Raw genomic sequence first — 23,606 nt, forward strand, 5'->3', positions numbered from 1 at the left:
ACCTCACGTCCTTTGGTCGGTCAGCGCCTCTTCTCGGTCATCCACGCCACCGCGTGATCAACTGCGGCTCTGACCGAGAACAGCCTTGCGGGCCTTCCGCCGAGCAGGCCCTTCCGCTCCATCCCCCAGGTGAACGCGGCACCGATGGCGCCGAAATCGCTCTCGTCCAGCCGGACGTCCTCGTACTCCGTCCATTTCTTACCCCCGTCGGGCAGCAGAACCACACAACGATACGTCCGAACGGGAGCATTGGTCCGGTACTCGGCGAGATGAAAGGCGGTGCAGACGTCGAAATCCACATTGATCATCAAAACCTTTGCCCCGACCCGGTAGAGAGCACCGAGAGGGGAGTTCTCACCGAGGTGGGAGGAGAGGGTGTGATCGGAGAGCAATTCCTCCGCCCGGCCGCCCACCGCCGCGAACGAGGTCTGCGGATGGGCGCTGCGCACCGCCCCTTCGGCGGCGCGAATGGACTCGGCCAGCCGGCCCATTCCCTGGCTCGGCGTGGCCGCGGGATCGAAGGCGGGCATGCTCAGCCGGAAGGTCTCCGCCTGCTCGGGCGTCATCGTCGCCACCAGGGCGCGATAGGCGTCGGAGGTGTCGGAGTTGGCCTCGGTGAAGGCGGGCGTCACCAGGGTGCCGCGCTCGCCCAGCGCCTCGATCAGGGCGTCGCGCAGGGCGTCCGAGTGGATTCCGGTGGCCCGCAGGGCGGCGTGCACCAGCAGGGTCATGCCCTCCTGGACGCCCAGCTTCCGCAGGGACCTCACCAGCCGCGCGTGGTCCCCCGGCTCAGTCATGGTCACGCTCCTCGACCCGGGCGGCGTCCTCCCGCCCCAGCCCGGCCACCAGCCGTCTTCCTGCGGCCGTCAGCTCCGGCGCGCTCGCGAGAGCGGTCAGCGCGCGCCTGGCGCGATCGGCTCCCTCGGGGTCGAAGGCGGTGAGACCGGCTCTCTCCCAGAGACCTGCCAGCAGTCCGGACACCGGGACCTCCCCCTCCTGCCAGGGCGCCGGATGGCGCCACCAGCCGTCCTGTGCGTAGAGATCGCTGACTTCGAGCAGCGCGTTCAGCTTCGCGCGCCGGAATCCGCGCAGCAGCAGCATCGCCAACTCCCGGGGGGCGGGCGGCAGGGCGATGCCCAGCGCTCCATAACCGTGCCCGCGTACGCCCGGCGCATGGGTGGGCGGCCGGCCGGAGAGCGGCGGTTCGGCCGGGTCCCGGGGTGCCGGTGTCCCGGCCGGGTGCCGGAGCGCCAGTGGGTCGGCCGGGTCCCGGGGCAGTGGTGTCCCGGCCGGGTCCGGGAGCATCGGCGTCCCGGCCGGGTCCCGGGGCGGTTCGGGCGCCAGCGGGGTCAGCGTCGTCAGCGCGCCCGCCGCCTCCGCCGCCTGGTCCGGGGCGTAGCGGCGCAGCAGGGCCCAGGCCGCGGTGAACCGCCGGTCCCATTCGGCGCTCTCGCGCTCCGAGAGCCGTGGCCGCACGGGCACGCCGAAGCAGTCCCGGTGGGGGTCGAGGTCGTCCAGGCGCAGCGGGGGCGCCCCGTCCCGGCCGCCCACCAGGCGTACGGGCCGCCAGCCTTCGGCCGGCCGGCCGTCCAGGGCCACCCGGCGCGGCGCACGGCCCGCCGCCGTCACGGCGAATCCGCCCGCCACGGCCCGCACCTCGGCCTCGCCGCTCTCGGCGGGCCCGCCGACGTCCAGTTCGCCCAGCGTGGGCAGCCGGAGCAGACCGTGTGCGTATCCCACGGCGACGGGGGTGCGCTCGCCGGCGGTGACGAGCGCGGCGGCGAGATACGACGGCAGGGCGAGCGCCCCGGCGACGGCCCCGGGCCGTCCTTCGGCGAGGGCGGCGAGGGTGTGGTGGAGCCAGGTGCGGGTGTAGGGGTGGGCGAGGATCCCGTCGAGCGGTCCGCCGTCCAGGGCGACGGCCAGCCGCCAGGCCCGCTCCCAGACCGCGCCGCCCCGCCCGTCCAGTTCGCGGTGGAGGGAGGCGAGGAGGGCTCTGGTGAGCTCGTGCTGCTCGGCGAGGAGCGCGCCCGGGTCGGTCACCGCGGGCGGTACGAGCGCTCCGGCGGCGCGCTTCTCCACGCCGTGGATCAGGGCTTCGAGGTCGGCGCAGTAGACGGAGGGGTTGTCGAAGCCGTCCGGGGCCCGGTAGCGGTGGGTGTAGAGCCCGCCGCCGCAGGAGCGTACGACCGGACAGCGGCGGCAGGTCCCGCTGACGCCGGCGAGCCCGCGCTGCCGCGCCCGGACGCCGGGGTGGGCGGCCACCTCGTCGAGGGTGTGGGTGAACACGTCGAAACCGGTGGCCGCGGCCCCGTCGTAGGCGCTCTTGAGGGAGTCGACCTGCTCCAGGGCGCCGTCGGTCTCCACCACGACCAGATCGGCGGGGGCGAGGCCCAGCGACTCGGTGAGGCTGGGGCCGCCCGCGAGGGTGGAGAGCACGGATTCGAAGAGCCGTACCGGAACGGTCCCGCCGCCCGCGCTCCAGCGGTCGAAGACGGCGAGCAGCCAGTCGGCGTAGGCGGTGGGCGAGCTGTCCGGCCGGGCGGGCGGGGTGTCCCAGGTGGCGTGCGGCAGCAGGAAGTCGATGCGCGGGGGGGCCAGTGCGACGAGCGCGTCATGGACGGCGACGGGGTCGTTGGCCAGGTCGACCGTGCAGAGCAGGCCGAGATAGAGATGGCGGTAGCGCTCCTCGCGGAGCAGTTCCACGGCTCTGAGGACCAGTGGGTGGCTGGTGCGGCCGTCCGCGAAGCGGCGGTGCCGGTCGTTGGCGGCGCGGTCCCCGTCGAGGGAGATCCCGACCCTGACGCCGAACTCGTCGAAGAGGTCGAGATAGCGGGGGCTGAGCTGGAGTCCGTTGGTGTGGACGCGGAGATCGAGTTCCGCGACGCCGTCGAGGGCGGCGGTCAGCTCCTCGCAGACGCGGCGCAGCCGCGCCGGCCCGGCGAGCAGAGGCTCCCCTCCGTGCAGGATCACTGACACGGAGGGCAGAGCGTGGCTCTTGGCGTGCTCGGCCAGTCGCAGAGCTGTCCAGGAAATCGCTTCGTCGGTGATCGCTTTAGGGCGGGTACGCCAGCTGTGATCAGCGTGTTCATAGATATAACAGTGGTCACAGGCAAGATCACATCTGCTGTGAACCTTCAGCACGATCTCGCGGAAGGGGACCAGTGGTCCTGTCATTCCGCCAGTCTAGGGCCCGGCCGGGGCACCGCGGGCGGCCCGGACGCCGAAGACACGACCTAGGACACCGCAGGCGGACGGGGCTGTGAAGACACGCCCTAGAGGGCGGAGTTGAACGTCGAGTCGCGCAGGGTGCGTCCGGCCGTGCGGGGAAGGATCCGCGCGAGCTTTTCGGCGGTTTCCCCGGAACGGACGTCGAGCTGGGCGAGAGGCACTCGATTCTTCTTCGCGACAGCGAAGGATGCGGTGGTCTGAAGCGTCATAGGGGCCGTCCTTGATCTTGTTTCCAGCGCTGTTCACCACGCACCATTGCGATGGCGGCGGCTCGACTTTACTCTCATGGCCACTCGCGGCAACGCGGCATGTGGACAGGTGAAGCGCTACTTCGTCACATTCTCGCAGCCGAGTACGGAACGAACTATTCCGCCTAACGAGTGAAGGCATAACCGCAGTCAGGGGGTTAAATGACCGGGATTGCCGAACCATCGGGCAGCATCGTGTTCCGAAACAGTGATCTGCCCGACCTCTTCCACCACACGGACACGATCGCCATCGCCCGCCAGCGGGAGTCCGTCACCGCCACCCGCGGACAACTGCTGCTGCTGGTCGCGGGAGCGGCGGCGGCGGTTCTGCCCGCGTCCCTGGAATGGGGCGGCGCCGTCCAACCGGCGGGCGCGCTCTCCGCATTGTCGTACGCCGGAGTGCTCCTGCTGGGCTATCGCGCATCCAAGCGCGGCGCAAAGTCGCAATGGCAACTGAATCGTTCGGCAGCCGAGTTCATCAAGTCGATGTGCTGGCGCTATTCCGTGCATGCGACACCTTTCGATACCCGCTCCGTCGACGCGGACCGACTCTTCACCACACGGCTTGAGGAAGGCTTGCGCGAACTCCGGAAAGTGGGCTGGGAGGATCCACGCCCCGCGCTGCCCGCGCTGGCCTCCCGGGAACTGGTGACCCCGGCCATGCGAAGGCTGTACGCGGAACCGTTCAGCATCCGCAAAGAGACCTACATCAGGGACCGGCTGATCGAACAGCGCAATTGGTACCACCGCAGTGCGGACAACTCCCGCAGGGCGACCCGGCTCTGGTCCTCCTCGATCGGTCTGCTCACCCTGCTGGCGCTGTTCTTCTCGCTGCTGCGGGCCTTCTCGCTCACCGGGTCGCTCGATGTGGCGGGGCTGCTGTCGGCCGCGGCGGCCGGCGCGCTGGCCTGGAGCGAGATCCGCCGCCATCAGCCGCTGATCGCCGCGCACTCGCTGGTGGAGGAGGATCTGGCGGCGATGCACAAGGCGATGGAGACCTCGGTCACCGAGACCCAGTGGCCTTCGGCGGTCTACGAGACCGAGCGCATCGTCTCCCCGCAGCACACGGACTGGCTGGCGAGACACCGCAGCTGACGGCGGGGACGGGCGGGGACTGCTGTGGCGGCAGATCGGCTGTGGCGCAGGACTGCTGTGGCGACAGGTCGGCTGTCGCACGGGGATCAGGGGCCCGGGAGCGGGGCGGCACGGCGCGGAACGCCGCCCCGCCCGGAGCCGGGTCAGAGCCGGCGCAGTCCCTCGCGCCAGACGACGGTCACCGGAGTGCCCCGGTCACGGGCGTAGCGGACGATGTCGGCCGTGCCCCCGAGCCCGCGCGCCGGACAGCCGTCCCAGACCGCGATCAGCCGGTTGCAGCTGTCGGCGATATACGCACCGGCCGCGTAGTACGCCTCGTCCGTGGCGTGCGGAAAACCCAGCCGCACCTCGCGGGCGGCCCGCCCCCTCAGCTCCTCGAAGCGCGCCAGCTCCCCCGGCTCGGTGAAATCGTCCGCGTAGTCGTCGCTCGGGATCACCGCCGTCAGCTCGGCCCCGCAGTCCAGCGCCACGTCCGCGAAGAGCTGGTCCGCGCCGACCGCGAGACTGGAGAACGCCTCCAGCCCTCCCCCGTGCGCGCTCAGCGCCGCGCGCAGCCCGGAGCGGATATGGCCGTGGGCCTCCAGGGGAATGAACCGGTGACCGGTGATGCCGATGCGTTTCACGTGCCCATGACCCCCACCTCCACCGGTCCGCCTCCGGCACCATGGTCCCAGACCGCGCCGGGGCGCCGAAGCCCCGTCCGGATGGAGGACGGAGGCGCACCGCGGGCGGATGCGTACGCCAGGCGCGCTCGGGCCCGGCCCGGCGACCCGAAGGCTCTGGCTCAGCCGCCGATGAGCCGGCGCTCCCCGGCGGGCACGGCGAAGCCGAGGGTGTTGCCGGGCGGCGGGAAGGGGCAGATGAAGTGACCGGCGAAGGCGCACGGCGGCAGCAGCGCCCGGTTGAGGTCCACGGTCACCGTCCCGTCCGCGGCGGGCGCGAAGGGCCGCAGAAAGCGGAAGCGGTAGCTGGTGTCACCGCTGGTGGCGTCCGCGAAGACGATGCCGAGCGAGCCGTCGCCCTCGACGACGGCGCGCAGCGTGCGCTCCGCGCCGTCGTACGCGAAGACGACCTCGCCGGAGAGACCGAGCCCCCGCTCCCGGCCGTCGGCGCTCCGCACCCGGACGCTGAGCTGCTCCGGATAGGGGCGGAAGCGCCCCGGCAGCGCCCAGCGGGGGTCGTACGGGGTGGCCTCGATGCCCTGGAACGCCGAGCGCGCGGCGGCGTGCGGGTCGAAGTCGCGTACCGCCCGGAGCCCTTCCCGGCGCAGGACCACCAGCCGCCGGTCGCCGTGGGCGAGCGGGGATTCGGGGATGGGGCCGTGGTGGGCGGTGAGCCGTACGGAGCCGCTGAGGAGCTCGCCGTCGTGGGTGAGCCCGTCCGCGGCGGCGGCGGTGAGGACGATCTCCTCGCCGTCCTGGACCCAGACGCCCGGCACTGCCGGGATGCGGCCGTCCGGATGGTCGTCCAGCCAGTGGGTGCCGGTGAGGGAGAGCGGACCGTACGGCGCGGTGATGGTCTCCAGCCGCCGTGCGTGCCAGCTCCGCCACTCCGTGTCCGGTGCGCGTCCCCGGCCGCTCTGAGCGCCCTCGGGGGTGGGGTGTGCGTCCGTACTCATACGGTCAACCATTCCACACCGGCTCGGGCAGACCGAGATGCGAGCGGAGGGTGGCGCCGGTGTACCGGGGGCGGAAGACGCCGCGTTCCTGGAGCAGCGGCACCACCTGCGCCACGAAGTCGTCGAGCCCGCCCGGCGCCGGGCTGGGCGTGAGGACGAACCCGTCGGCCGCCCCCCGGGCGACGGAGTCCGCCATCGCGTCGGCGACGGCGCGCGGGGTGCCGATGAAGGACTGACGGCCGCTGGTCTCGATGACGGTCTGCCGGATGGACAGGCCCTTGGCCTCGGCGAGCGCCCGCCAGCGGGCCGCGGTCCCGGAGGGGCCGCCCGCGCCGGGGGCGGCTGCGGGGCCGGGGTCGATCGCGGGCAGCGGCCCGTCGGGGTCGTAGGCGGACAGGTCCCGGCCCCAGATCCGCTCCAGGGCGCGGATCGCGCACTGCGGGGATATCCGCTGCCGCCGGATCTCGGCGGCGCGCTCCTGGGCCTCGGCGTCGCCGGACCCGAGGACGAAGGCCGCCTTCCGCAGGACCCTGAGACCGCCGGGGCTCCGGTCCTGGGCGGCCCGGCTCCGGTCCGGACCGGGGGCGCGGGCGTCCGGACCGGAGGCGCGGGAGATGCGGGAGGTGCCCGCGGCCGGGGGCCCGTGCCGGGTGACGAGCACATCCGCCGCCGACGCGGCGAACTCGCGGGCGTCGGCGGAGTCCCCGGCGTGGATGACGACCGGGTGCCCCTGGGGTGAGCGGGGCACGGTGAACTCGCCCGCGATGGTGAAGTGGCGGCCGGAGTGGGCGAGGCGGCGGGGGACGCCGTCCGGCGTCCAGGAGTCCCACAGCCGCCGGGCCGCGCGGACGAACTCCTCGGCGTGGGCGTAGCGGTCGGCCCGGCCGGAAGGGCCGTCGCGCCGGAAGTTCTCCCCGGCCCGGGGGTCGGCGGCGGTGGCCACATGCCAGGCGGCCCGTCCGCCGCTGAGATGGTCCAGCGAGGCGAGTCTGCGGGCGAGTTCATAGGGCTCGTTGACGGCGGGAGCGGCGGTCGCGGCGAGACCGAGCCGTTCGGTGACCGCCGCGAGCGCGCTCAGTAAGGTGATCGGCTCCGGCCGGCCGACCGGATCGGGGCTGTCGCCGCGCTCCCCGTGCTCGGGCGGACACAGCCCTTCGCCGCCGGTCAGGAGTTCGCCTCCGGTCAGGAGGAGGAAGTCGAACAGTCCTCGCTCGGCGGTGCGGGCGAGCCGCTCGAAGAAGGCGAAGTCGATCCGGCCCGCGGAGCGGGGGTCCGCCGGGACGGCGGCGTCGTCCGCCCCCGGGCAGAGGACGGCCAGATGCATCGGGCGGGGCACGGCGGTCATACGGAGACTCCCCGGGTGGGTGCGGTGGTGTACCGGTTGGCGGGCCGGGCGAGCCCCAGATGCTCACGGAGGGTGCCGCCGGGGTGGAAGGTGCGGAAGAGGCCGCGGTGCTGGAGCAGGGCGACGGTGCCGTTGACGATCCGCTCCAGGTCGCGGTGGGGTGCGATGGGCGCGAGATGGAAGCCGTCCACGGCTCCGCCCCGGTGCCAGCGGGCGAGCTGCTCGGCGAGCCGGACCGGGCCGCCGCTGTAGTACGAGGCGGGGCCGCGTCTGCGGCGTCCGGCGTCCAGCCCCGGGCCGGGGGCCGACTCGCGCCCGCCGAGGTCGACGGCGAGCGAGAGCAGCACCCGGAGGGACTCCGGGTCACGGCCCCGGGCGGCGGCCTCCCGGCGGAGGGCGGTGCGCAGGGCCGACGCCTCCTCCGGGTCGCGGGCCCGGACGAGGACGACATCGGCATGGCGCCCGGCGACCCGGCGGCCCGCGTCGCCCGCCCCGGTGAGGTCCACGACGGTGACGGGGCGGCCCTGGGGCGGTCTGGGCACGGTCGAGGGGCCGCGCACCCGGAAGGCCGCGCCCTGGAAGTCGATCCGGTGCAGTCCGCTCCGGCCGCCTGCGCGGTCCGGCGCGGGGGTACGGGCCCCGGTGGCGTCCTCCCGGCTGTCCCAGAGCCGGGCGACGGCGTCGGCGACCTCGCCCGCCTCGCGCCACAGCGCCTGACAGGGGGCGGCGGGCCGGCGGCCGAAGAGCCTGGCCTCCGCATCGGTCGCGGAGACCCCGACCGACCAGCCGGCCCGGCCCTGACTCACCCAGTCGAGGGTGGCGACGGCGGTGGAGACATGGAAGGGCTCGGTGTGGGTGGTGGTGACGGTCGGCACCAGACCGATCCGGTGTGTGGTCGGCGCGACGCACGCGAGCACGGCGAGCGCGTCGGGCCCCGGGCGGGCGAAGGAGTCCCCGAGGGTGACGAAGTCGAGGGCCCCGCGCTCGGCGAGACCGGTGAGACGGGCGTAGTGCTGGGCGTCGTACCGCGCCGGACCGTCGAGCGCGACGGCCAGATGGAGCGGGCGGGTGGGGGACATGATGGCCTCTCCGGGGGGTGGGGCGGCTTCGGCACGAGCTGCTCGTACGAGTACGAGTACGGGTACGGGTACGGGTACGGGTACGGGACCGGGTACGGGTACGGGTACGGGACCGGCGGCTGTCGCGAGCCCGGTCGTCGGCGGGCTCCGGGCTGGCGGGCTCCGGACCGATGGACCTGTTGGACTCGGGGTCCCTGCGCGGCCGTGTACGGCGGGGGCGTACGGGCGGGCCGGCGGCGGTCCATGGATGCCGCGCGGCCGGGAGAGCCGGGAAGGCCGCCGGGAGGCGTCTCGTCGCGGAGACGCCGGGGCATCACCGGGGGATTCGCGGTGTGGCCGGATCCCGTTGTCGTGCTCGGGCCGGGCGGCGGGGACGCGTGGCGGAGATCTGCGGGCACAGCCATGGGAAGGCTCCGTGGATGCTGAGATCCCACACGGGCCTGTCTTCACCGGGGCGCCGGAGGGCGCCGCACGGTCGCGAGCGGACCGTGCCCCTCAGCACGACCCACGCTGCGAGGCTAGGCCGTGAACACGGCCCGCTGTCAAGGGTGTCCATACTGTGAACGCCGCGTCTCGGGACGGTTGACGCCGCCGCGGATGCCTGCTCCACTTGGGCCATGCATTCACAGCAGCCGCTGGTCAGGCGCTCCCACATCGACTTCGGTCGCGTGTGGTCCTCGTCCTGTTGAGCCGCCCCGGCCGCTGCCCCGCGTCCGCGCTCCCCCTGTCCGGGAGCGCTGTACGCGTCTGACGGGCGCGAGAAGCCGTCATCGTGACCTCCGAAGCGGCGTCAGCCTCTTTCCCGCTGACTCCCCCTTCGCCCCGCCCGTTCACCCCGTTCGCCCCGTTCACCACCGGAACGTCCTGCGCACCGCCTGTCCTCATCACGCATCGCGATACGCACCCCTCCCCTCACCGCACACGCCGCCGGAACGCCGCCGGAACCACCGGAGCCCGACCCGCTCCCCGACGTCCCGGAGAACGGGTGCGCCCCCGCCTTCGAGCACACGCGGGCCGCCGATCAGTCGCAGGGACAGCAGCAGCCGTCCCCGCAGCCGCAGTCGGGGCAGTCGCAGTTGCGGCAGCACCCCTCGCGCTTCTTGCGCGACCAGGGGCCCTCGTACTCCTTGGCACAGCAGATCCGGCAGGTGCAGCAGAGCAGGGTGAAGGCGGCGCAGCCGGCGAGGAAGCCGCGCGGCTGGGGTCCTTGGGGGACAGCGGGCCCGCCGGAGCCGCCATGACCCCCGGGTCCGCCGTGTCCACCGTGTCCGCCATGGCCCCCGGGGCCACCCGGCCCGCCGGAGCCGTCATGCCCGCCGCCGGGCCGACCGTGGTCTCCGGCTCCCCGGGCCGGGCCGCCCGGGGCCGAGTCGCCTCCGTACGGATGATCACCGTGGGGACCGTGTCCCCCGTACGGGTTCGTCCCCGAAGCGTGCGCACGAGCCGCGCAGCCCGTGGCGCCGAACGCCCGGTTCACCGAGACGGCCAGCTCATGGGCGAGCAGCACATGCACCAGCCTGCCGTCGGTGAAGTGCGCGTCGCGCAGCGCCAGACGCACCCCGTGGACGGCGTCGTCCGCAAGTCTGCGGGCCTCCTCCCGTGAGGTGCCGGTGGCGGTCAGCGGGTTCCAGGCGCCGCGGGCCGCGTCGGCCGTCTGGTCCTCCACGGCGTCCAGCAGATGGGCGAGCCGCCCGAAGAGCCGTCCGGCCTCCGCGAGCGGAGCCGCGTTCCCGGGGCGTCCGGCGAGACGGGCGGTGTGCGCGAAGGCGGCGGCGGTGGCGGTCTCGGTGGGCTCGGTGATCGTCAGCAGCGAGGTGCCCGGCCCGGCGACGGCCTCGATCCCCGGCTGTCTGTCGACCGCGTCGAGCAGTACGGCGGTGTCGAAGCCCAGCTCCGCACCGGCTCGCGCGCCCGCCCGGTCCCAGCCCGCGGCGACCCTGCGCGCGGCGGCGGCGACCGGTCTGCGGGCCAGCGCCCCGTCCCGGTCGGCGACATGGTCGCGCACCTTCGCCGACGCCAGCACGAGCGAGACGGCCGCCGCCAGCCGCGCCCCTTCACCTTGGGCGACCGGTGCGGTGCGCAGGGCGCGGAGGGGGCAGGGGCCGGCGGTGCGGCGGGCGGCGGGGTCCCGTTCGGACTGAGCTTCCGTCAGGACCGATACGATCAGGCCGTCATAATTGGTGACCACCCGGGCGAACTGACCATGGCCGGATCGAAGCGCCAGACAGAGACCGCAGAGATGAGCCAGCCATTCGGCTTTCAGACCGTCGGTGAGCCGATGGCCGCAAGGCCGGACTATTCCGAACACTATGATCCCCCGTGATGTCGATCAGCTGTGCGGCAGGCATCGTATCGAGCCATTCGCTCACCAGTACGTCTCCGACATCACCCATCTGGGCCGACTTTCATATTTTGTGCAGATCATCCTCCAGGTACGGGAAGAAAGCTGACGAACCAACACATCTTCTGCACCAGTCCCGTCACGAAACCCCGATGCGACCGCTATCCACTTGGCGCGCGATCCGCATGATGGACCACGATAGGGACAGGAAAGACGAAAGACCGCTAGTGAGCGGACCACAGTGGAAGGAGGCGTCCATGGGATCTGTGCGCAAGGCGAGCGCCTGGCTGGGACTCGTCGAGGACAATGACGAGCGCTACTACGCCGACGAGTACGCCGAGTACTCCGAGGGTGCCGAGACGGGCGACGCCTGGGTGACCGACCCCCGGGTCCGCGTGGCCTCCGACACCGCCCAGGAGGTCGGCCGCAGGATCGCGACCGTCTCGCCCACCTGCTTCCGCGACGCCCGCGGCATCGGCGAGCTGTTCCGGGAAGGCATCCCGGTCATCGTCAACCTCACCGCGCTGGAGTCCCCTGACGCCAAGCGGGTGGTGGACTTCGCGGCCGGGCTGACCTTCGGGCTGCGGGGCTCCATCGAGCGCGTGGCGACCCGCGTCTTCCTGCTGAGCCCCGCGCATACGCAGGTCGTCAGCGGCGAGGGCGCGGGCCGCCCCCAGGACGGCTTCTACAACCAGAGCTGAGCAGGGCGCTCGCCGGTCACCGCCGGCGCACGAGCCGCCGGAGTACGAGCCACTGGCGCACGAGCCGCCGAAGCACGTCACCGCTTGCGCACGAGCCGCCGGAGCACGTCACCGCCGGCGCGCGAGCCGCCCGGACCACGAGCCGCCCGGACCACGAGCCGCCGGAGCAGATCACCGGAACGCGTCGAGACCGGTGAGCGCCTTGCCCAGCACGAGCTGGTGCATCTCGACGGTGCCCTCGTAGGTCAGCACCGATTCCAGGTTGGTCGCATGGCGCATCACGGGGTACTCCAGTGAGATCCCGTTCGCGCCGAGGATGGTGCGCGCGGTGCGGCAGATGCCGATCGCCTCGCGCACATTGTTCAGCTTCCCGAAGCTGACCTGCTCGGGGCGGAGCCCGCCCGCCTCCATCCGCCGCCCCAGATGGTGCGCGAGCAGAATGCCCTTGTGCAGCTCCACCGCCATGTCGGCCAGCTTGGCCTGGGTGAGCTGGAAGCCGCCGATGGGCCTGCCGAACTGCTCGCGGGTACGCGCGTACTCCAGCGCGGCGGCGAAACTCGCCCGCGCGGCCCCCATGGCGCCCCAGACGATTCCGTACCGCGCGTGGTTCAGACAGCTCAGCGGGCCGCGCAGCCCGGTCACCTCCGGAAGCACCGCGTCGGCGGGCAGCCGGACCTCGTCCAGGACGAGTTCGCTGGTGACACTGGCCCGCAGAGACCACTTGTGCCGGATCTCGGGCGCGGTGAAGCCGGGGGCGCCGGCCGGGACCAGAAAGCCCCGGATGCCGTCGTCGGTGCGGGCCCAGACGACCGCGACCCCGGCCACCGAGCCATTGGTGATCCACATCTTGCGGCCCGTCAGCACCCAGTCGGAGCCGTCCCGCCGGGCGCGGGTGCGCATGCCCGCCGGGTCGGAGCCGTGGTCGGGCTCGGTCAGCCCGAAGCAGCCGATGACCTCGCCCGCCGCCATATCGGGCAGCCACCGCAGCTTCTGCTCCTCGGAGCCGAAGCGGTGGATCGCGTACATGGCGAGCGAGCCCTGGACGGAGACCAGCGAGCGGACGCCGGAGTCGGCCGCCTCCAGCTCCAGACAGGTCAGTCCGTACTGGACCGGGGTCGCGCCCGCGCAGCCGTATCCCGTCAGCGGCATGCCGAGCGCACCGAGCGCGCCCAGCTCACGGGTGAGCTCACGGATCTGCGGCAGCTCGCCGCGCTCGTACCAGTCGGCGATGTACGGCAGCACACGATCGGCCGCCCAGGCGCGTACGGAGTCACGGATCGCCAGATCCTCCGGATCGAGGAGATCGTCGACGCCGAGCGGGTCCATGGGGTCGAAGGCGGTGTACTCCGAGGGCTTGGGCTGGGACATGGGGCGGCCTCCGCGAACGTACGGAAAACTAGCAGCGCTAGTCGTGGTTTCCGACGTTACGGTTCAGTGTGCCGCCCGTCCAGACCCGCTCGCCTCGGCGTGCTCGCGGCTCGCCGGGCCGTTCACCGCGCCGTTCACCGCGCCGTTCACCGCGCCGTCCGTGTCGCGGCCGGTGTCGCGGCTCGTGCCGCCGTCCGTCTCGTCCGGCAGCGGATACGGGGACCGGGCCCGTCCGGCGGTCTCGGGGCGCCGGGGCTGCGGGCACTTCTCGTCCAGCGCGACGGCCCGCCGTCCCGCCGGGCTCCCGCCCCGCTCCCCGTCCGGCCGTGCCCCCGGTCCGTCCTGCGTGCAGTCCATGATGGTCGGCAGTTTCAGCGCGGCGAGCGCGCCGAGCAGCAGCAGCCCGGCGCTGACCAGCAGCGTGACATGGAGGCCGTGGACGAAGGAGTCGCGCGCCGTGGTGCGCAGCAGGTCCCCCGTGCCGCCGCCGAGCCGCTCCGCCACCTGGTACGCCTCGCCCAGCGAGTGGGCGGCGGCGGAGCCGGCGGACCGGGGCACCTCGTCCAGCGACTGAAGGGCGGGCGCGTAGGCCGCGTTCATGACACTGCCGAGGAGGGCGATGCCCATGCCCGCGCCCAGCTGGTAGGAGGTCTCGCCGATCGCCGCCGCCCCGCCCGCGTGCTCGGGCGGAGCCTCGCTGAGCATCGACTCGTACGCCGCGAAGAGCGTGGTCTGGAGCCCGAAGCCGAGCAGGACGAATCCCGCGGTGAGCAGCAGGGGCCGGTCCTGCTGGCCCATCAGGGTCAGCAGCAGCACGGCCGCTGCGGTCAGCACGAAGCCCCAGCCGACCATCCGGCGCGGTCCGACCCGGCGCAGGGTGTACGAGCCGGTCGCGCCCGCCGCCATCGCGGCGAAGGTCAGGGGCAGCAGCCGCAGTCCAGTCTCCAGCGGGCTGAGTCCGAGGATCAGCTGAAGGTACTGAACCGCGATCAGCTCCAGGCCGACCAGCGCCAGCATGGCGAGGACGATGCAGCCGACGGAGGTGGAGAAGGCCGGCACGGCGAACATCCGGATGTCGATCAGCGGATGCTCGCGGCGTCTCTGCCGGCGGACGAAGAGGATCAGCAGCGCCGCCCCGGCCAGCAGCGGGCCGGCCGTCGCCGGTTCGAACGGATGGTGTCCCACGCCGAGCCGCTTCACCCCGAGGACGACGCCGAGCACTCCGGCCGCGGCCATCAGCGCGCCGAGCACATCCCAGGGGCCGTCGAAGTCGCCTCTGGACTCGGGCAGCAGCCAGCGGCCCAGCGGCAGGATCACCGCCATCAGCGGGATGTTGATCAGGAAGACCGAGCCCCACCAGAAGTTCTCGACGAGGAAGCCGCCGACGACCGGTCCGGTCGCCGCGCCCACGGCCGCGACCGCGGTCCAGATGCCGATCGCCATGGCCCGTTCCCGGCGGTCGGGGAAGACCGTACGCAGGATCGAGAGGGTGGCGGGCATGATCATCGCACCGCCGACGCCGAGCAGGGCGCGGGCCGCGATCAGCACTTCGGGGGTGGTGGCGAACGCGGCCAGAGCCGAGGCCGCGCCGAAGATGCCGTAGCCGAGGAGCAGCACCCGGCGGCGGCCGACGCGGTCGCCGAGGGTGCCGAAGAGGATGAGCAGCGCGGCGCAGATCAGCGGATAGGCGTCCACGATCCACAGCAGCTGTACGCCGCTGGGGTTCAGATCCTCGGTGACGGCGGGCACCGCGACATGGAGGACGGTCGCGTCCAGGGCGACCAGCAGCAGACTGACGCAGAGGACGAGAAGAACGACCCAGCGGTTGCCACCGCCGGCCGCCGCACGCAGTCGCGCCGCGGCCGTGGCCGTCCCTGACATGCACCTACCTCCAGTGATCCCCTCGCGCTCGGCGGGCCAGCCGGGGACGGGGGACAGTCCCTCAGGGCGGTCCGGCATCGACGGGCGAGGAGCCGTCAGAGTACGCGAGTTCCAGCCGTTGGCGCGTGGTGCAGCTCTCACCACTTCGCGCCGGAAGGTGTGGCGTACGCCACGCGACTGACCGGCCGGTAACAGCGCTCCGGGGCCCGGGAACCGCTCTCAAGGATGAGAAAGAATTCATACAGTCAGGCGGTGAACGGTAATTTGCGCAACAGAAAGGGTCCTTCGGCAGGAGAGTCAACGCAATAGGGCAGATTCCCTCCGTGATTTCCGAGTCGGCTCAAAACAATCGTCGCTGGCCTGAGACATACTCCACATCACATCGTCATCACAAAGACGCTGGATCGGTCTGGCTCCACACTCACTCGCTGTAACGTCGATAGGGTGCGTACCGACATCTTCGCCCGCTTGGACCGAGAGCCGGAACCGCCGAAGATAGAGATCCCGCGGATGAGCCGCACACGACTCGTCCTCTTCGGCGGGACGTCTGCGTTCTATCTCGCCATCGTCGTCGCCGTGCTGGCGTCGACCTGGCTGGTGGTGATCGACTGGAAGGTCATGCTGTTCCGGCCCTATCAGCAGTGGCCCGAGTTGCATGCCTTTCTCGACTACTTCGTGGTGCTCGGCCAGCGCGGCCCCACGGCCGTGATGGTCGCCGCCTGGCTGGGCTGGCGCTCCTGGCGTCAGCACACCCTGCGGCCCCTGCTGGTGCTCGGCGTGTCGCTGTTGCTGCTCAACTCGACCGTCGGCGCGGTCAAGATCGGCCTCGGCCGGCTCGGCCCTCACTACGCGACCCAGATCGGTTCCGCCGAACTGTTCGCCGGCGGCGATATATTTCCGTCCGGGCATACCGCCAACGCGGTGGTGACCTGGGGGATCCTGGCGTATCTGGCCACCACTCCGAAGACCCGGCGCTATCTGTCGGCGCTCTCCGCGACGGTCTCGCTCGGGGTCGGCCTCACCACCGTGTATCTCGGCACGCACTGGCTGAGCGATGTACTGCTCGGCTGGGCGGCCGGGTTGCTGATCCTGCTGGCGCTGCCGTGGTGCGAGCCGCTGATCGGACGGACGGAAGCCTGGATCTTCGAGCGGCGCGAGCGGTGGCGCGCGCGTCGCAGGCTCGCTCCCTCGCTGCCGGTGGCGGCGGGCGGCCCGAGGCCGGCGCTGGTCACCCAGCGCGCGCCCGCGGAGGAGACCGCCTCCTGTGCGCCGGGGGCCGTCGGCGGCCGGACGGCCCTGCCGGGATCGTCGGCCGGGGCCGGCGGCCGGGTCAGCCGGCCCAGAAAGCATCCGGTGCGCCCGGAGCGGCCGTCGGTCGCCCCGGGCGGCGGGGGGCGGGCGACCGCCTCGCGGCAGACGACCGGCGGCTGAAGACCGCGCGCGGCACCGGAGAGCACAGAGACCAGGGCCCCGGCCGATTCGGCCGGGGCCCTGGTCATGGCCGGTTCACCACGGCGGACAGCGGACCCGGGCCACCGTCGCCACGGCCGGCGATCGTCACCCCGGCCAGGAGCGGATCCGGGCCCGTCACCCCGACCAGCAGCGGATCCGGGCCCTGGTCATCGCCCGGCCGCTCCGGCCGGGAACAGATCCGGGCCCCGTCACCGCCTCATCACCCCGACCAGCAGCGGATCACGGTGCCGCTCTCGACCTCGAAGTTCAGCCGGCCCGCCAGATACTCCAGGGTGACGATCGCGCCCGGCGGCAGGGACCGGACCGTGGTCCAGCCGCGCCGCCTCGCGCGTTGCTCCGCGCTCTCCTCGGAGAGGCCGACATAGGCGGACGTGGCGTCGTCCGGGTGCGCCGCCGAGCTCGGTGTGGGTGCCATGGCCACCACGGTAGGCGGCAGCGGACGGTGACGGAAGCGGAGCGGCCGTACCCCTCAGCGCCCCCATGTACCCCATCGGTCACGCTTCTGTCACAGGTCCTCGACACGCGTTCGGCTCAATCCCCGTCACTCGAACGAGCACTTCGACACCCACTCCCCGGTCATTCCACCGGGCCTTCGGATCATGCAGAATTCCGGAGTGGAATTGAACAGGGGAGAGCGTCGCAGGGCGAATGGGCGAACCGTCCGGTGAGTGTTTCCCATACCCCTGGGGAATTCATGGGCTGCTGGCGGGAACTCCCCGCCCGTGCGGGTCCCGCCCGCGGAGCCCATCCCGTGCACGGCAAGGGGACAGCGAGGGGGCGGTGATGGGCGCGGAGCCGGATACGGACACGGATACGGACCCGACGGCACGGACCCCCCGGGCCGGGCGGCCCCGGGCGCGGGAGCGGCTGCTCGTCAAGGTGCTGGTGGACTGGCTGACCACCACCGATCACAAGAAGATCGGGCACCTCTATCTGATGACGTCGTTCGGCTTCTTTCTGATCGCCGGGCTGATGGCCATGCTGATGCGCGCCGAACTGGCCCGGCCCGGACTCCAGCTCATCAGCCACGAGCAGTACAACCAGGCGTTCACCCTGCACGGCACGATCATGCTGCTGCTCTTCGCGACCCCCGCGTTCGCCGGTTTCGCCAACGAGATCATGCCGCTTCAGATCGGCTCGCCCGATGTGGCCTTTCCCCGGCTCAACGCGCTGTCGTACTGGTTCTATCTCTTCGGCGGGCTCATCGTGCTGGGCTCGCTGCTGACCCCGGGCGGGCCCGCGTCCTTCGGCTGGTTCGCCTATGCCCCGCTCAACTCGCTGGAGCATTCGCCCGGCGTCGGCGTGGATATGTGGATCATGGGCCTCGCGCTGGCCGGGTTCGGCACCATCCTCGGCGCGGTCAACTTCCTCGCCACCATCGTGGGGATGCGCGCCCCCGGGATGACGATGTTCCGGGTGCCGATCTTCACCTGGAATGTGCTCTTCACCTCGGTTCTGGTGCTGTTCGCCTTTCCGGTGCTGGCGGCTACGCTGCTGGTGCTGGAGGCCGACCGGCATTTCGGCGCGCTGGTCTTCGAGGCCGAGTACGGCGGAGCGCTGCTGTGGCAGCATCTCTTCTGGTTTTTCGGCCATCCGGAGGTCTATGTCATCGCACTGCCGTTCTTCGGGATCGTGACGGAGATTCTGCCGGTCTTCTCCCGTAAACCGATCTTCGGCTATCTCACCCTGGTCGGCGCGACCATGGCGATCACCGGGCTCTCCATTGTGGTATGGGCACACCATATGTTCGCCACTGGGGCCGTGCTGCTGCCCTTCTTCTCTTTCCTGTCGTTTCTGATCGCGGTGCCCACCGGGGTGAAGTTCTTCAACTGGACGGGCACGATGCTCAAGGGCTCGCTCTCCTTCGAGACCCCGATGCTGTGGTCCGTCGGATTTCTGGTGTCGTTTCTCTTCGGCGGGCTGACCGGGGTGATCCTGGCCTCGCCGCCACTGGACTTCCAGGTCACGGACTCCTACTTCGTGGTGGGGCACTTCCACTACGTCGTCTTCGGTACCGTCGCCTTCGCGACCTTCGCCGGTTTCTCCTTCTGGTGGCCCAAGTTCACCGGCAGAATGCTGGACGAACGGCTCGGCAAGATCCATTTCTGGACGCTCTTCGTGGGCTTCCACACCACCTTCCTGGTCCAGCACTGGCTGGGGGCCGAGGGCATGCCCAGGCGGTACGCGGACTATCTGGCCGCGGACGGGTTCACCACACTCAACACCGTCTCGACAATCGGCTCGTTCCTCCTCGGCATCTCCACGCTGCCCTTCCTCTACAACGTCTGGAAGACCGCGAGATACGGCAAGAAGGTCACGGTGGACGACCCCTGGGGATTCGGACGCTCGCTCGAATGGGCGACCTCGTGCCCGCCGCCCCGGCACAACTTCACCGCCCTCCCCCGGATCCGCTCCGAGTCCCCCGCCTTCGACCTCCACCATCCGGAGTTTCTGGCGCTGGAAGAGCCACGGGAACGGCCGGTCAGCCCAGGGCCCGCGAAAAACGATCCCGGGCCGTCCTGATGTGGTCCTTCAGCTCCTCGGGCTCGATGACATCGAAGTCCACGCCCATGAGCAGCACATGGATCACCATCACCTTCATGTTCGCCGCCCCCGTACGGAGCAGACAGCTGTGCTCGTCGACCGGTTCGAGAACCCCGTCGGAGGGGCCGACGACCTTGGCCGCCTCCTCGGCCGGGAGATGCAGCCGGACGACCGCCTGTGCGGCATAGGCGCGGGTGGACACTCCCCGGGAGACATATTCGGCCAGATCCTCGGCGGGCGGGGTGCGCGGAGCGAAGCGCGGGCCGTGCGGAGGGCTCGGGGTGATCCGGTCGGCCCGGAACGTACGCCAGTCGCTCCGGTCCACGTCCCAGGCGACGAGATACCAGCGGTGCTCGGTGCAGACCAGCCGGTGGGGCTCCACGGTGCGGCGGCTGGCGGCGCCCGCGTGGTCGCGGTACTCGAAGCGGAACCGCTCGCTGTCCCGGCAGGCGTTGGCCAGCCCGGTGAGGACGGAGGCGTCGGTCTGGGCGCTCGGGGACCGCAGCATCGGCACGGTGAAGGCGTTGAGCGCGCTCACCCGCCGCCGCAGTCTGCCGGGCAGCACCTGCTCCAGCTTCGCCAGGGCGCGTACGGAGCTCTCGCCGATGCCCTCGATGCCCTGGCCGGCGGCGGTGCGCAGCCCGACCGCGACGGCCACCGCCTCCTCGTCGTCGAGCAGCAGCGGGGGCAGCTCGGCGCCGGCGCCCAGCTGATAGCCGCCGCCGGTGCCGGGGCTGGCGTTGACGGGATAGCCCAGTTCGCGCAGCCGGTCGACATCACGGCGCACGGTGCGCGGGGTGACGCCGAGCCGTTGCGCCAGATCGGCGCCCGACCATTCGCGATGGGCCTGAAGGAGTGAGAGCAGGCGCAGCAGCCGTGCGGAGGTCTCCAGCATGGGGGCAGTCTGCCAGCGATCGCGGACAGCTTGTGTCCGCGATTCCGCTCCGCCGTCCCGGGCGGGCCGCCGTCCCGAGCGGGCCGCCGTCCCGAGGCAGGCCGCCGCTCATCCCGGACAGGCCGGCTCCCGGACACGCCGCTGTCCCGCGCGGGCCGCCGTCCCCGACACGCCTACTCCCGGACGGGCCCGTGCCGCTCCGCCGCCTCAGGCGCTCCCCCGGCGCAGGGCCCTGCGGGCGAGCGCACGGGCGGCGCAGGCCGCATCCGAGAAGGCCCCCCGGGCGCGGAAGAGGGCGTCGCGCCCGGGACGGCGTCCGGCGCCGCTCCCGGCGCGTCCCGCCAGCTCCCCGAGGAGGGCCTCATGGCGTGCCGCGATCCGCTCGGGGTCGAAGCGCTCGGAGGCGGCGAGCGCCGCCGCCCCGGCACGCCGCCGCAGTTCGTCGTCGTTGATCAGCCCCAGCAGCGCGTCCGCGATGGCGTCCACATCGCCGACCGGCACCAGCCGTCCGTCCACCCCGTCCTCGATGATCTCGCGCGGACCGTGCGGGCAGTCGGTGGCGACCACGGGCAGCCCGCAGCGTATGGCCTCGACGATGGTCATCCCGAAGGACTCGCGCTCCGAGGTGACGGCGGCGATCGAGCCCTTGACCCACTCCGTCTCCAGGGTGCCCGCGTTCCCCATGAGACGGATCCGCCGCTCCAGTCCGTGTTCCGCGATCAGGGCGGTGAGCGCGTGGTGCTCATCGCCCGTCCGGTCGCCGCTCCCGTAGATCCGCAGCCGCCAGTCGGGCCGGACGGCGACCACCTGCGCGAACGCCTTCACCAGGAGGTCGTATCGCTTCACCCGGGTCAGCCGGCCCGCGGCGATGACACAGCGGGCGGCGCCGTCGGCCGGTGAGAGCGCCGGTGCGGGCACACTGTTGGGCACGGCCTCGATCCGCAGTCCGGGCAGACCGAGTGCCCGGTACGCCGCGGCGTCCGCCTCGGTGACCGTGGTGAGCGCGTCGAGCAGCGGATAGCGGCAGCCGATCTCCCGCCGTATCCGGTAGCCGTGGCTGTCCAGGGCGAGATGCTCCTGGCCGATCCTGAGCGGGCCGGGGCGGGTCTGGCGGGCGATGTGCACATTGAGCCCCGGCCGGGTGCCGATGACGGCGTCGGCCTCGACGGAGCCCAGATATCCGGCGATCCGGGCGTCGGTGAGCCGGCTGTACTGCCGGTGCCGCCCGTCGCCGCGCGGGAAGACCCGGGCGGGCCGCTGGTGCTCGGGGCGGTCCCCGTCGTACTCAGGGCTGCCGGGGCGCAGATCCACGAGATGGCTCAGGGCGACGCCGGAGGGCGCTCCCATGATCGGCGTGTCGCGATGGCGGAAGACCGACACGATGCCGACCGTGTGCCGTGCGGCGAGCGCCTGGGCCAGATTGAAGGTCGTACGGATCGTTCCCCCGATCCCGTACGCGTTGTGGAGCAGAAACGAGATGCGCATGCGCCGTGTCGTCCATCCCTCCGGAAGGAGCTGCAATACGACTGAATCCCTCATCGGTGCGAGGAGCCCTCTGGAGGCAGTGGGCGAGTTGCGAGGAAAGCGGGAGAATCGCCCGGGGCACCCGGGACGTCAGGGGCGGTGGCGCGGTCTCAGTCGGGGAGGGCGAGCATCATCCCGACCGAGATCCGGTCCGGTGAGCTGCCGATGACCTCGCGGTTGGCCTCGTACAGCGCCTGCCAGCCGCCCACGACGCCGAAGCGGCGGGCGATCGCGTAGAGGGTGTCACCGGGCTGGACGGTGTGCACCCGGCCGCTGAGCCCGTACCGCTTCGAGCAGACGGGCCAGGCGCCCCACCCCTGGGTGCGCAGCACCTCCTCGGCGACGGTGATCTGCTGCTCGCGGGTGGCGAGGTCGGCGCGCGGGGCGTAGACGAGCCCGCCGTGGTCCTCCCAGGTGGGCTGCCAGAACTGGAGCCCGCCGTAGTAGCCGTTGCCGGTGTTGATGTGCCAGTCGCCGCCGCTCTCGCACTCGGCGACGCAGTTCCACGGCCATCCGGTGGTGGCGCAGGCAGGGGCCGTGGCCGCCTCGGCGGCGGGTTCCTGCGCCGGGAGGCTCTCGGCGGCGGGCGGGGGCGGCTCGGGCGCAGCCGCCGCCCCGCCCCGCGGCACCAGACAGAGCAGTACGGCCGCGGCGGCGGCGAGCATCACGGGCCTCGGGCGGATGAGAGGTGAGCTGATGGTCGGCATTGGCGTCACGGTAGGCAGCACGGTCGGGGCGGCCGGGCCGCCGCGCGGCTGCGGACCCGCGGCCCCACCCGGTCGGACCGGGCGGGGCCGCCAGATGGCCGCCAGATGGCCGCCAGGGAGCGTCGTCGAAGTAGCGTCGTCCGCCCGGATGGGGTCCCCCCGGGCGAAGCCCAGGGGGAGGGTCTGGCGGGATCTGGTCGGGGGGCACCGCCCGTGCCCCCAGGGTTACGGGGGAGAGCGTGCGCGCCAGGGCACGGCAGACGGACGGGACTTCGACGACACGACCTCGGGACCCGGGGGCTCCGGCGGCAACAGCTCGCCCGTCGCCCCAGGCCAGTTGGAGATTACCGAAGGTAGCGGCGAAATCCGGCCACCCATTAGATTCGCTGATTTCCTGCTTTATTCACCCGCTGTCGGCTAAACCTGTGAGGCTGTTCACTGCGTGAACTTGCCTGCACTCAGCAGCCATTGACAGGGAGTAGCCGATTCCGCCGCTCTCCTCACCCCCTGCGCCGGATGGTTCGATTCCGTTCCCCTCCGGGCGTGACTCCGGACACAGACACCCGTTGAACCCTTTATGAGCCGGGACCCGCCCGGCGCACGACATCAAGTCCGAGGAGCCACCCGTGCCGCCTATGCTCGACGTCAGCGAGGACGTACGCGCCGAGATCGGTGACGAAGAAGCCGAACGGCTGCTGGCCGGAGAGAACGCCCCGGGCAGCTATGACTGCACCTCCTGCCGCACCCCGGGCGACTCGGCGCAGGAGCGCACGAGCACGGTGCTGTTCGTCGGCGAGGAGACCGCCGTTCTCGCCTTCGCCCACGCCTCCTGCATTCCCTCGCAGGTCGTCCAGGTGGCCGAGGCCGAGTTGCAGGGCGCCGTACGGTCGATCACGGGCGAGCGGTCCGGCTCCCCCCAGGGCGCCCCCGCCCCGAGCGCGCCCATGGCGCCCGCCCCCGAGCCCGCGCCGGGCCAGGCGGTTCTGGGCATCACCAGCGGCCTGATCCTGGTCAACGGCGAGCTGCACCCGGCCCTGGTGGTCGAGCCCACCGCGCCGATCGCCCGCCCCGGCACCCTGGGCAACGGCGGGGACGACTTCCTCACCCTCCTCATCGAGCAGGGCTTCGCCCCGGTCCACGATGTGAACCAGCCGCCCGTCCACCTCCCCGGCTGGTCGGTGCTGCTCGCCATGGGCCAGCTGCACGCCGTGCTCCAGCCCGGCACCGGCGGCGGCAGCCCGGTCGCCTGGTGGCAGGCCCACCAGCCGCTCCAGGTGGCCGACAGCTGGCGCACCACCGCCAACAAGACCCATACGGTGCTGGTGTACGCGGCGCCGGTCGGTTCGATCGGCCAGCAGCCGCGCGAGGATCTGCTGCGGGACGCGCTGGAGAAGGCGGCGGCGAGCGGTCTGCTGGTGGCCGCCGCGATGCCGCTCGCAGGCACCTCCTGATCCACCGCCCCGGGCCCGCCCGGGGCGGCCGACCACCAGGCAACAAGGCAACAGGGCAACAGGGCAACAGGGCAACCGAATACAGGACATTCACCCACAGGAAGC

At 72.1% G+C, this 23,606-nt stretch carries 19 protein-coding genes; 5 read left to right on the forward strand and 14 right to left on the reverse strand.

The window, feature by feature from the left end; translation table 11 throughout:
• Positions 1–20: 20 nt before the first annotated feature.
• The 3 genes from FF041_RS01720 to fxsA all read right to left on the reverse strand — a co-directional run bounded on the left by FF041_RS01720 (position 21) and on the right by fxsA (position 3,440).
• Positions 21–797, reverse strand: coding sequence for an aminoglycoside N(3)-acetyltransferase (locus FF041_RS01720; RefSeq protein WP_153520698.1), 777 nt, complete (start codon positions 795–797; stop codon positions 21–23).
• On the reverse strand, positions 790–3,177 hold the full coding sequence (fxsBH, locus tag FF041_RS01725; protein ID WP_153520699.1) for a radical SAM/SPASM protein FxsBH, inactivated beta-hydroxylase extension form: 2,388 nt from the start codon (positions 3,175–3,177) through the stop codon (positions 790–792). The genes FF041_RS01720 and fxsBH overlap by 8 nt, the downstream gene beginning before the upstream one ends.
• 98 nt (positions 3,178–3,275) lie before the next feature.
• Positions 3,276–3,440: an FxSxx-COOH cyclophane-containing RiPP peptide gene (fxsA, locus tag FF041_RS01730; RefSeq protein WP_153520700.1), complete on the reverse strand. Its 165-nt coding sequence runs from the start codon at positions 3,438–3,440 to the stop codon at positions 3,276–3,278.
• Positions 3,441–3,641: 201 nt separating this feature from the next.
• Here fxsA and FF041_RS01735 point away from each other — a divergent pair, with 201 nt between their 5' ends.
• Positions 3,642–4,574, forward strand: a complete 933-nt coding sequence (locus FF041_RS01735) for a DUF4231 domain-containing protein (protein ID WP_153520701.1) — start codon at positions 3,642–3,644, stop codon at positions 4,572–4,574.
• A 143-nt stretch (positions 4,575–4,717) separates the two neighbouring features.
• On the opposite strand, the gene FF041_RS01740 is transcribed toward FF041_RS01735, so the two are convergent.
• The 5 genes from FF041_RS01740 to FF041_RS01760 form a co-directional block, all read right to left on the reverse strand.
• On the reverse strand, positions 4,718–5,197 hold the full coding sequence (locus tag FF041_RS01740; protein WP_323390953.1) for a hypothetical protein: 480 nt from the start codon (positions 5,195–5,197) through the stop codon (positions 4,718–4,720).
• A 161-nt stretch (positions 5,198–5,358) separates the two neighbouring features.
• The gene (locus FF041_RS01745) at positions 5,359–6,192 is read right to left on the reverse strand and encodes a DUF1684 domain-containing protein (RefSeq protein ID WP_153520702.1); all 834 of its coding nucleotides are present in this window, start codon (positions 6,190–6,192) and stop codon (positions 5,359–5,361) included.
• Between the two features lie 4 nt (positions 6,193–6,196).
• A complete protein-coding gene (locus FF041_RS01750; RefSeq protein ID WP_153520703.1) occupies positions 6,197–7,537 on the reverse strand; it encodes an NtaA/DmoA family FMN-dependent monooxygenase in 1,341 nt (446 codons plus the stop codon).
• Positions 7,534–8,616, reverse strand: a complete 1,083-nt coding sequence (locus FF041_RS01755) for an LLM class flavin-dependent oxidoreductase (protein WP_153520704.1) — start codon at positions 8,614–8,616, stop codon at positions 7,534–7,536. Before FF041_RS01755 ends, FF041_RS01750 begins: the two co-directional genes overlap by 4 nt.
• A gap of 1,021 nt (positions 8,617–9,637) precedes the next feature.
• Positions 9,638–10,924: a DUF5685 family protein gene (locus tag FF041_RS01760; RefSeq protein ID WP_323390955.1), complete on the reverse strand. Its 1,287-nt coding sequence runs from the start codon at positions 10,922–10,924 to the stop codon at positions 9,638–9,640.
• Positions 10,925–11,214: 290 nt separating this feature from the next.
• Between FF041_RS01760 and FF041_RS01765 the strand changes: the two genes are divergently transcribed.
• Positions 11,215–11,658: a cell division protein SepF gene (locus FF041_RS01765; RefSeq protein ID WP_153520705.1), complete on the forward strand. Its 444-nt coding sequence runs from the start codon at positions 11,215–11,217 to the stop codon at positions 11,656–11,658.
• 171 nt (positions 11,659–11,829) lie between these two features.
• Here the strand turns inward: FF041_RS01765 and FF041_RS01770 are convergent, their stop codons facing one another.
• Complete coding sequence (locus FF041_RS01770) at positions 11,830–13,026, reverse strand: acyl-CoA dehydrogenase family protein (RefSeq protein WP_153520706.1); 1,197 nt, start codon at positions 13,024–13,026, stop codon at positions 11,830–11,832.
• 63 nt (positions 13,027–13,089) lie between these two features.
• Positions 13,090–14,907, reverse strand: a complete 1,818-nt coding sequence (locus FF041_RS01775; RefSeq protein WP_153520707.1) for an MFS transporter — start codon at positions 14,905–14,907, stop codon at positions 13,090–13,092.
• A gap of 444 nt (positions 14,908–15,351) precedes the next feature.
• On the opposite strand from FF041_RS01775, the gene FF041_RS01780 reads away from it, so the two are divergent.
• Positions 15,352–16,338, forward strand: a complete 987-nt coding sequence (locus FF041_RS01780) for a phosphatase PAP2 family protein (protein ID WP_323390958.1) — start codon at positions 15,352–15,354, stop codon at positions 16,336–16,338.
• A 241-nt stretch (positions 16,339–16,579) separates the two neighbouring features.
• On the opposite strand, the gene FF041_RS01785 is transcribed toward FF041_RS01780, so the two are convergent.
• On the reverse strand, positions 16,580–16,795 hold the full coding sequence (locus FF041_RS01785; RefSeq protein ID WP_153481087.1) for an I78 family peptidase inhibitor: 216 nt from the start codon (positions 16,793–16,795) through the stop codon (positions 16,580–16,582).
• Between the two features lie 368 nt (positions 16,796–17,163).
• Here FF041_RS01785 and ctaD point away from each other — a divergent pair, with 368 nt between their 5' ends.
• Positions 17,164–18,903: an aa3-type cytochrome oxidase subunit I gene (ctaD, locus tag FF041_RS01790; RefSeq protein WP_228387973.1), complete on the forward strand. Its 1,740-nt coding sequence runs from the start codon at positions 17,164–17,166 to the stop codon at positions 18,901–18,903.
• On the opposite strand, the gene FF041_RS01795 is transcribed toward ctaD, so the two are convergent.
• The 3 genes from FF041_RS01795 to FF041_RS01805 form a co-directional block, all read right to left on the reverse strand.
• Positions 18,863–19,819: a helix-turn-helix transcriptional regulator gene (locus FF041_RS01795; protein ID WP_153520709.1), complete on the reverse strand. Its 957-nt coding sequence runs from the start codon at positions 19,817–19,819 to the stop codon at positions 18,863–18,865. The genes ctaD and FF041_RS01795 overlap by 41 nt on opposite strands.
• Before the next feature lie 207 nt (positions 19,820–20,026).
• Positions 20,027–21,304: a glycosyltransferase gene (locus FF041_RS01800; RefSeq protein ID WP_153520710.1), complete on the reverse strand. Its 1,278-nt coding sequence runs from the start codon at positions 21,302–21,304 to the stop codon at positions 20,027–20,029.
• Positions 21,305–21,453: 149 nt separating this feature from the next.
• On the reverse strand, positions 21,454–22,050 hold the full coding sequence (locus FF041_RS01805; RefSeq protein WP_153520711.1) for a transglycosylase family protein: 597 nt from the start codon (positions 22,048–22,050) through the stop codon (positions 21,454–21,456).
• Between the two features lie 626 nt (positions 22,051–22,676).
• On the opposite strand from FF041_RS01805, the gene FF041_RS01810 reads away from it, so the two are divergent.
• Complete coding sequence (locus tag FF041_RS01810) at positions 22,677–23,501, forward strand: hypothetical protein (protein WP_323390960.1); 825 nt, start codon at positions 22,677–22,679, stop codon at positions 23,499–23,501.
• The last annotated feature ends 105 nt before the right edge of the window (positions 23,502–23,606 follow it).

Origin of the sequence: Streptomyces jumonjinensis, from assembly GCF_009600885.1 — a bacterium.
Taxonomy (GTDB): Bacteria; Actinomycetota; Actinomycetes; order Streptomycetales; family Streptomycetaceae; genus Streptomyces; species Streptomyces jumonjinensis.

Coding starts and splice junctions, on each gene's coding strand:
- FF041_RS01720 (WP_153520698.1), bottom strand. CDS start 797: ATGACTGAGCCGGGGGACCACGCGCGGCTGGTGAGGTCCCTGCGGAAG.
- fxsBH (WP_153520699.1), bottom strand. CDS start 3,177: ATGACAGGACCACTGGTCCCCTTCCGCGAGATCGTGCTGAAGGTTCAC.
- fxsA (WP_153520700.1), bottom strand. CDS start 3,440: ATGACGCTTCAGACCACCGCATCCTTCGCTGTCGCGAAGAAGAATCGA.
- FF041_RS01735 (WP_153520701.1), top strand. CDS start 3,642: ATGACCGGGATTGCCGAACCATCGGGCAGCATCGTGTTCCGAAACAGT.
- FF041_RS01745 (WP_153520702.1), bottom strand. CDS start 6,192: ATGAGTACGGACGCACACCCCACCCCCGAGGGCGCTCAGAGCGGCCGG.
- FF041_RS01750 (WP_153520703.1), bottom strand. CDS start 7,537: ATGACCGCCGTGCCCCGCCCGATGCATCTGGCCGTCCTCTGCCCGGGG.
- FF041_RS01755 (WP_153520704.1), bottom strand. CDS start 8,616: ATGTCCCCCACCCGCCCGCTCCATCTGGCCGTCGCGCTCGACGGTCCG.
- FF041_RS01765 (WP_153520705.1), top strand. CDS start 11,215: ATGGGATCTGTGCGCAAGGCGAGCGCCTGGCTGGGACTCGTCGAGGAC.
- FF041_RS01770 (WP_153520706.1), bottom strand. CDS start 13,026: ATGTCCCAGCCCAAGCCCTCGGAGTACACCGCCTTCGACCCCATGGAC.
- FF041_RS01775 (WP_153520707.1), bottom strand. CDS start 14,907: ATGTCAGGGACGGCCACGGCCGCGGCGCGACTGCGTGCGGCGGCCGGC.
- FF041_RS01785 (WP_153481087.1), bottom strand. CDS start 16,795: ATGGCACCCACACCGAGCTCGGCGGCGCACCCGGACGACGCCACGTCC.
- ctaD (WP_228387973.1), top strand. CDS start 17,164: ATGGGCGCGGAGCCGGATACGGACACGGATACGGACCCGACGGCACGG.
- FF041_RS01795 (WP_153520709.1), bottom strand. CDS start 19,819: ATGCTGGAGACCTCCGCACGGCTGCTGCGCCTGCTCTCACTCCTTCAG.
- FF041_RS01800 (WP_153520710.1), bottom strand. CDS start 21,304: ATGCGCATCTCGTTTCTGCTCCACAACGCGTACGGGATCGGGGGAACG.
- FF041_RS01805 (WP_153520711.1), bottom strand. CDS start 22,050: ATGCCGACCATCAGCTCACCTCTCATCCGCCCGAGGCCCGTGATGCTC.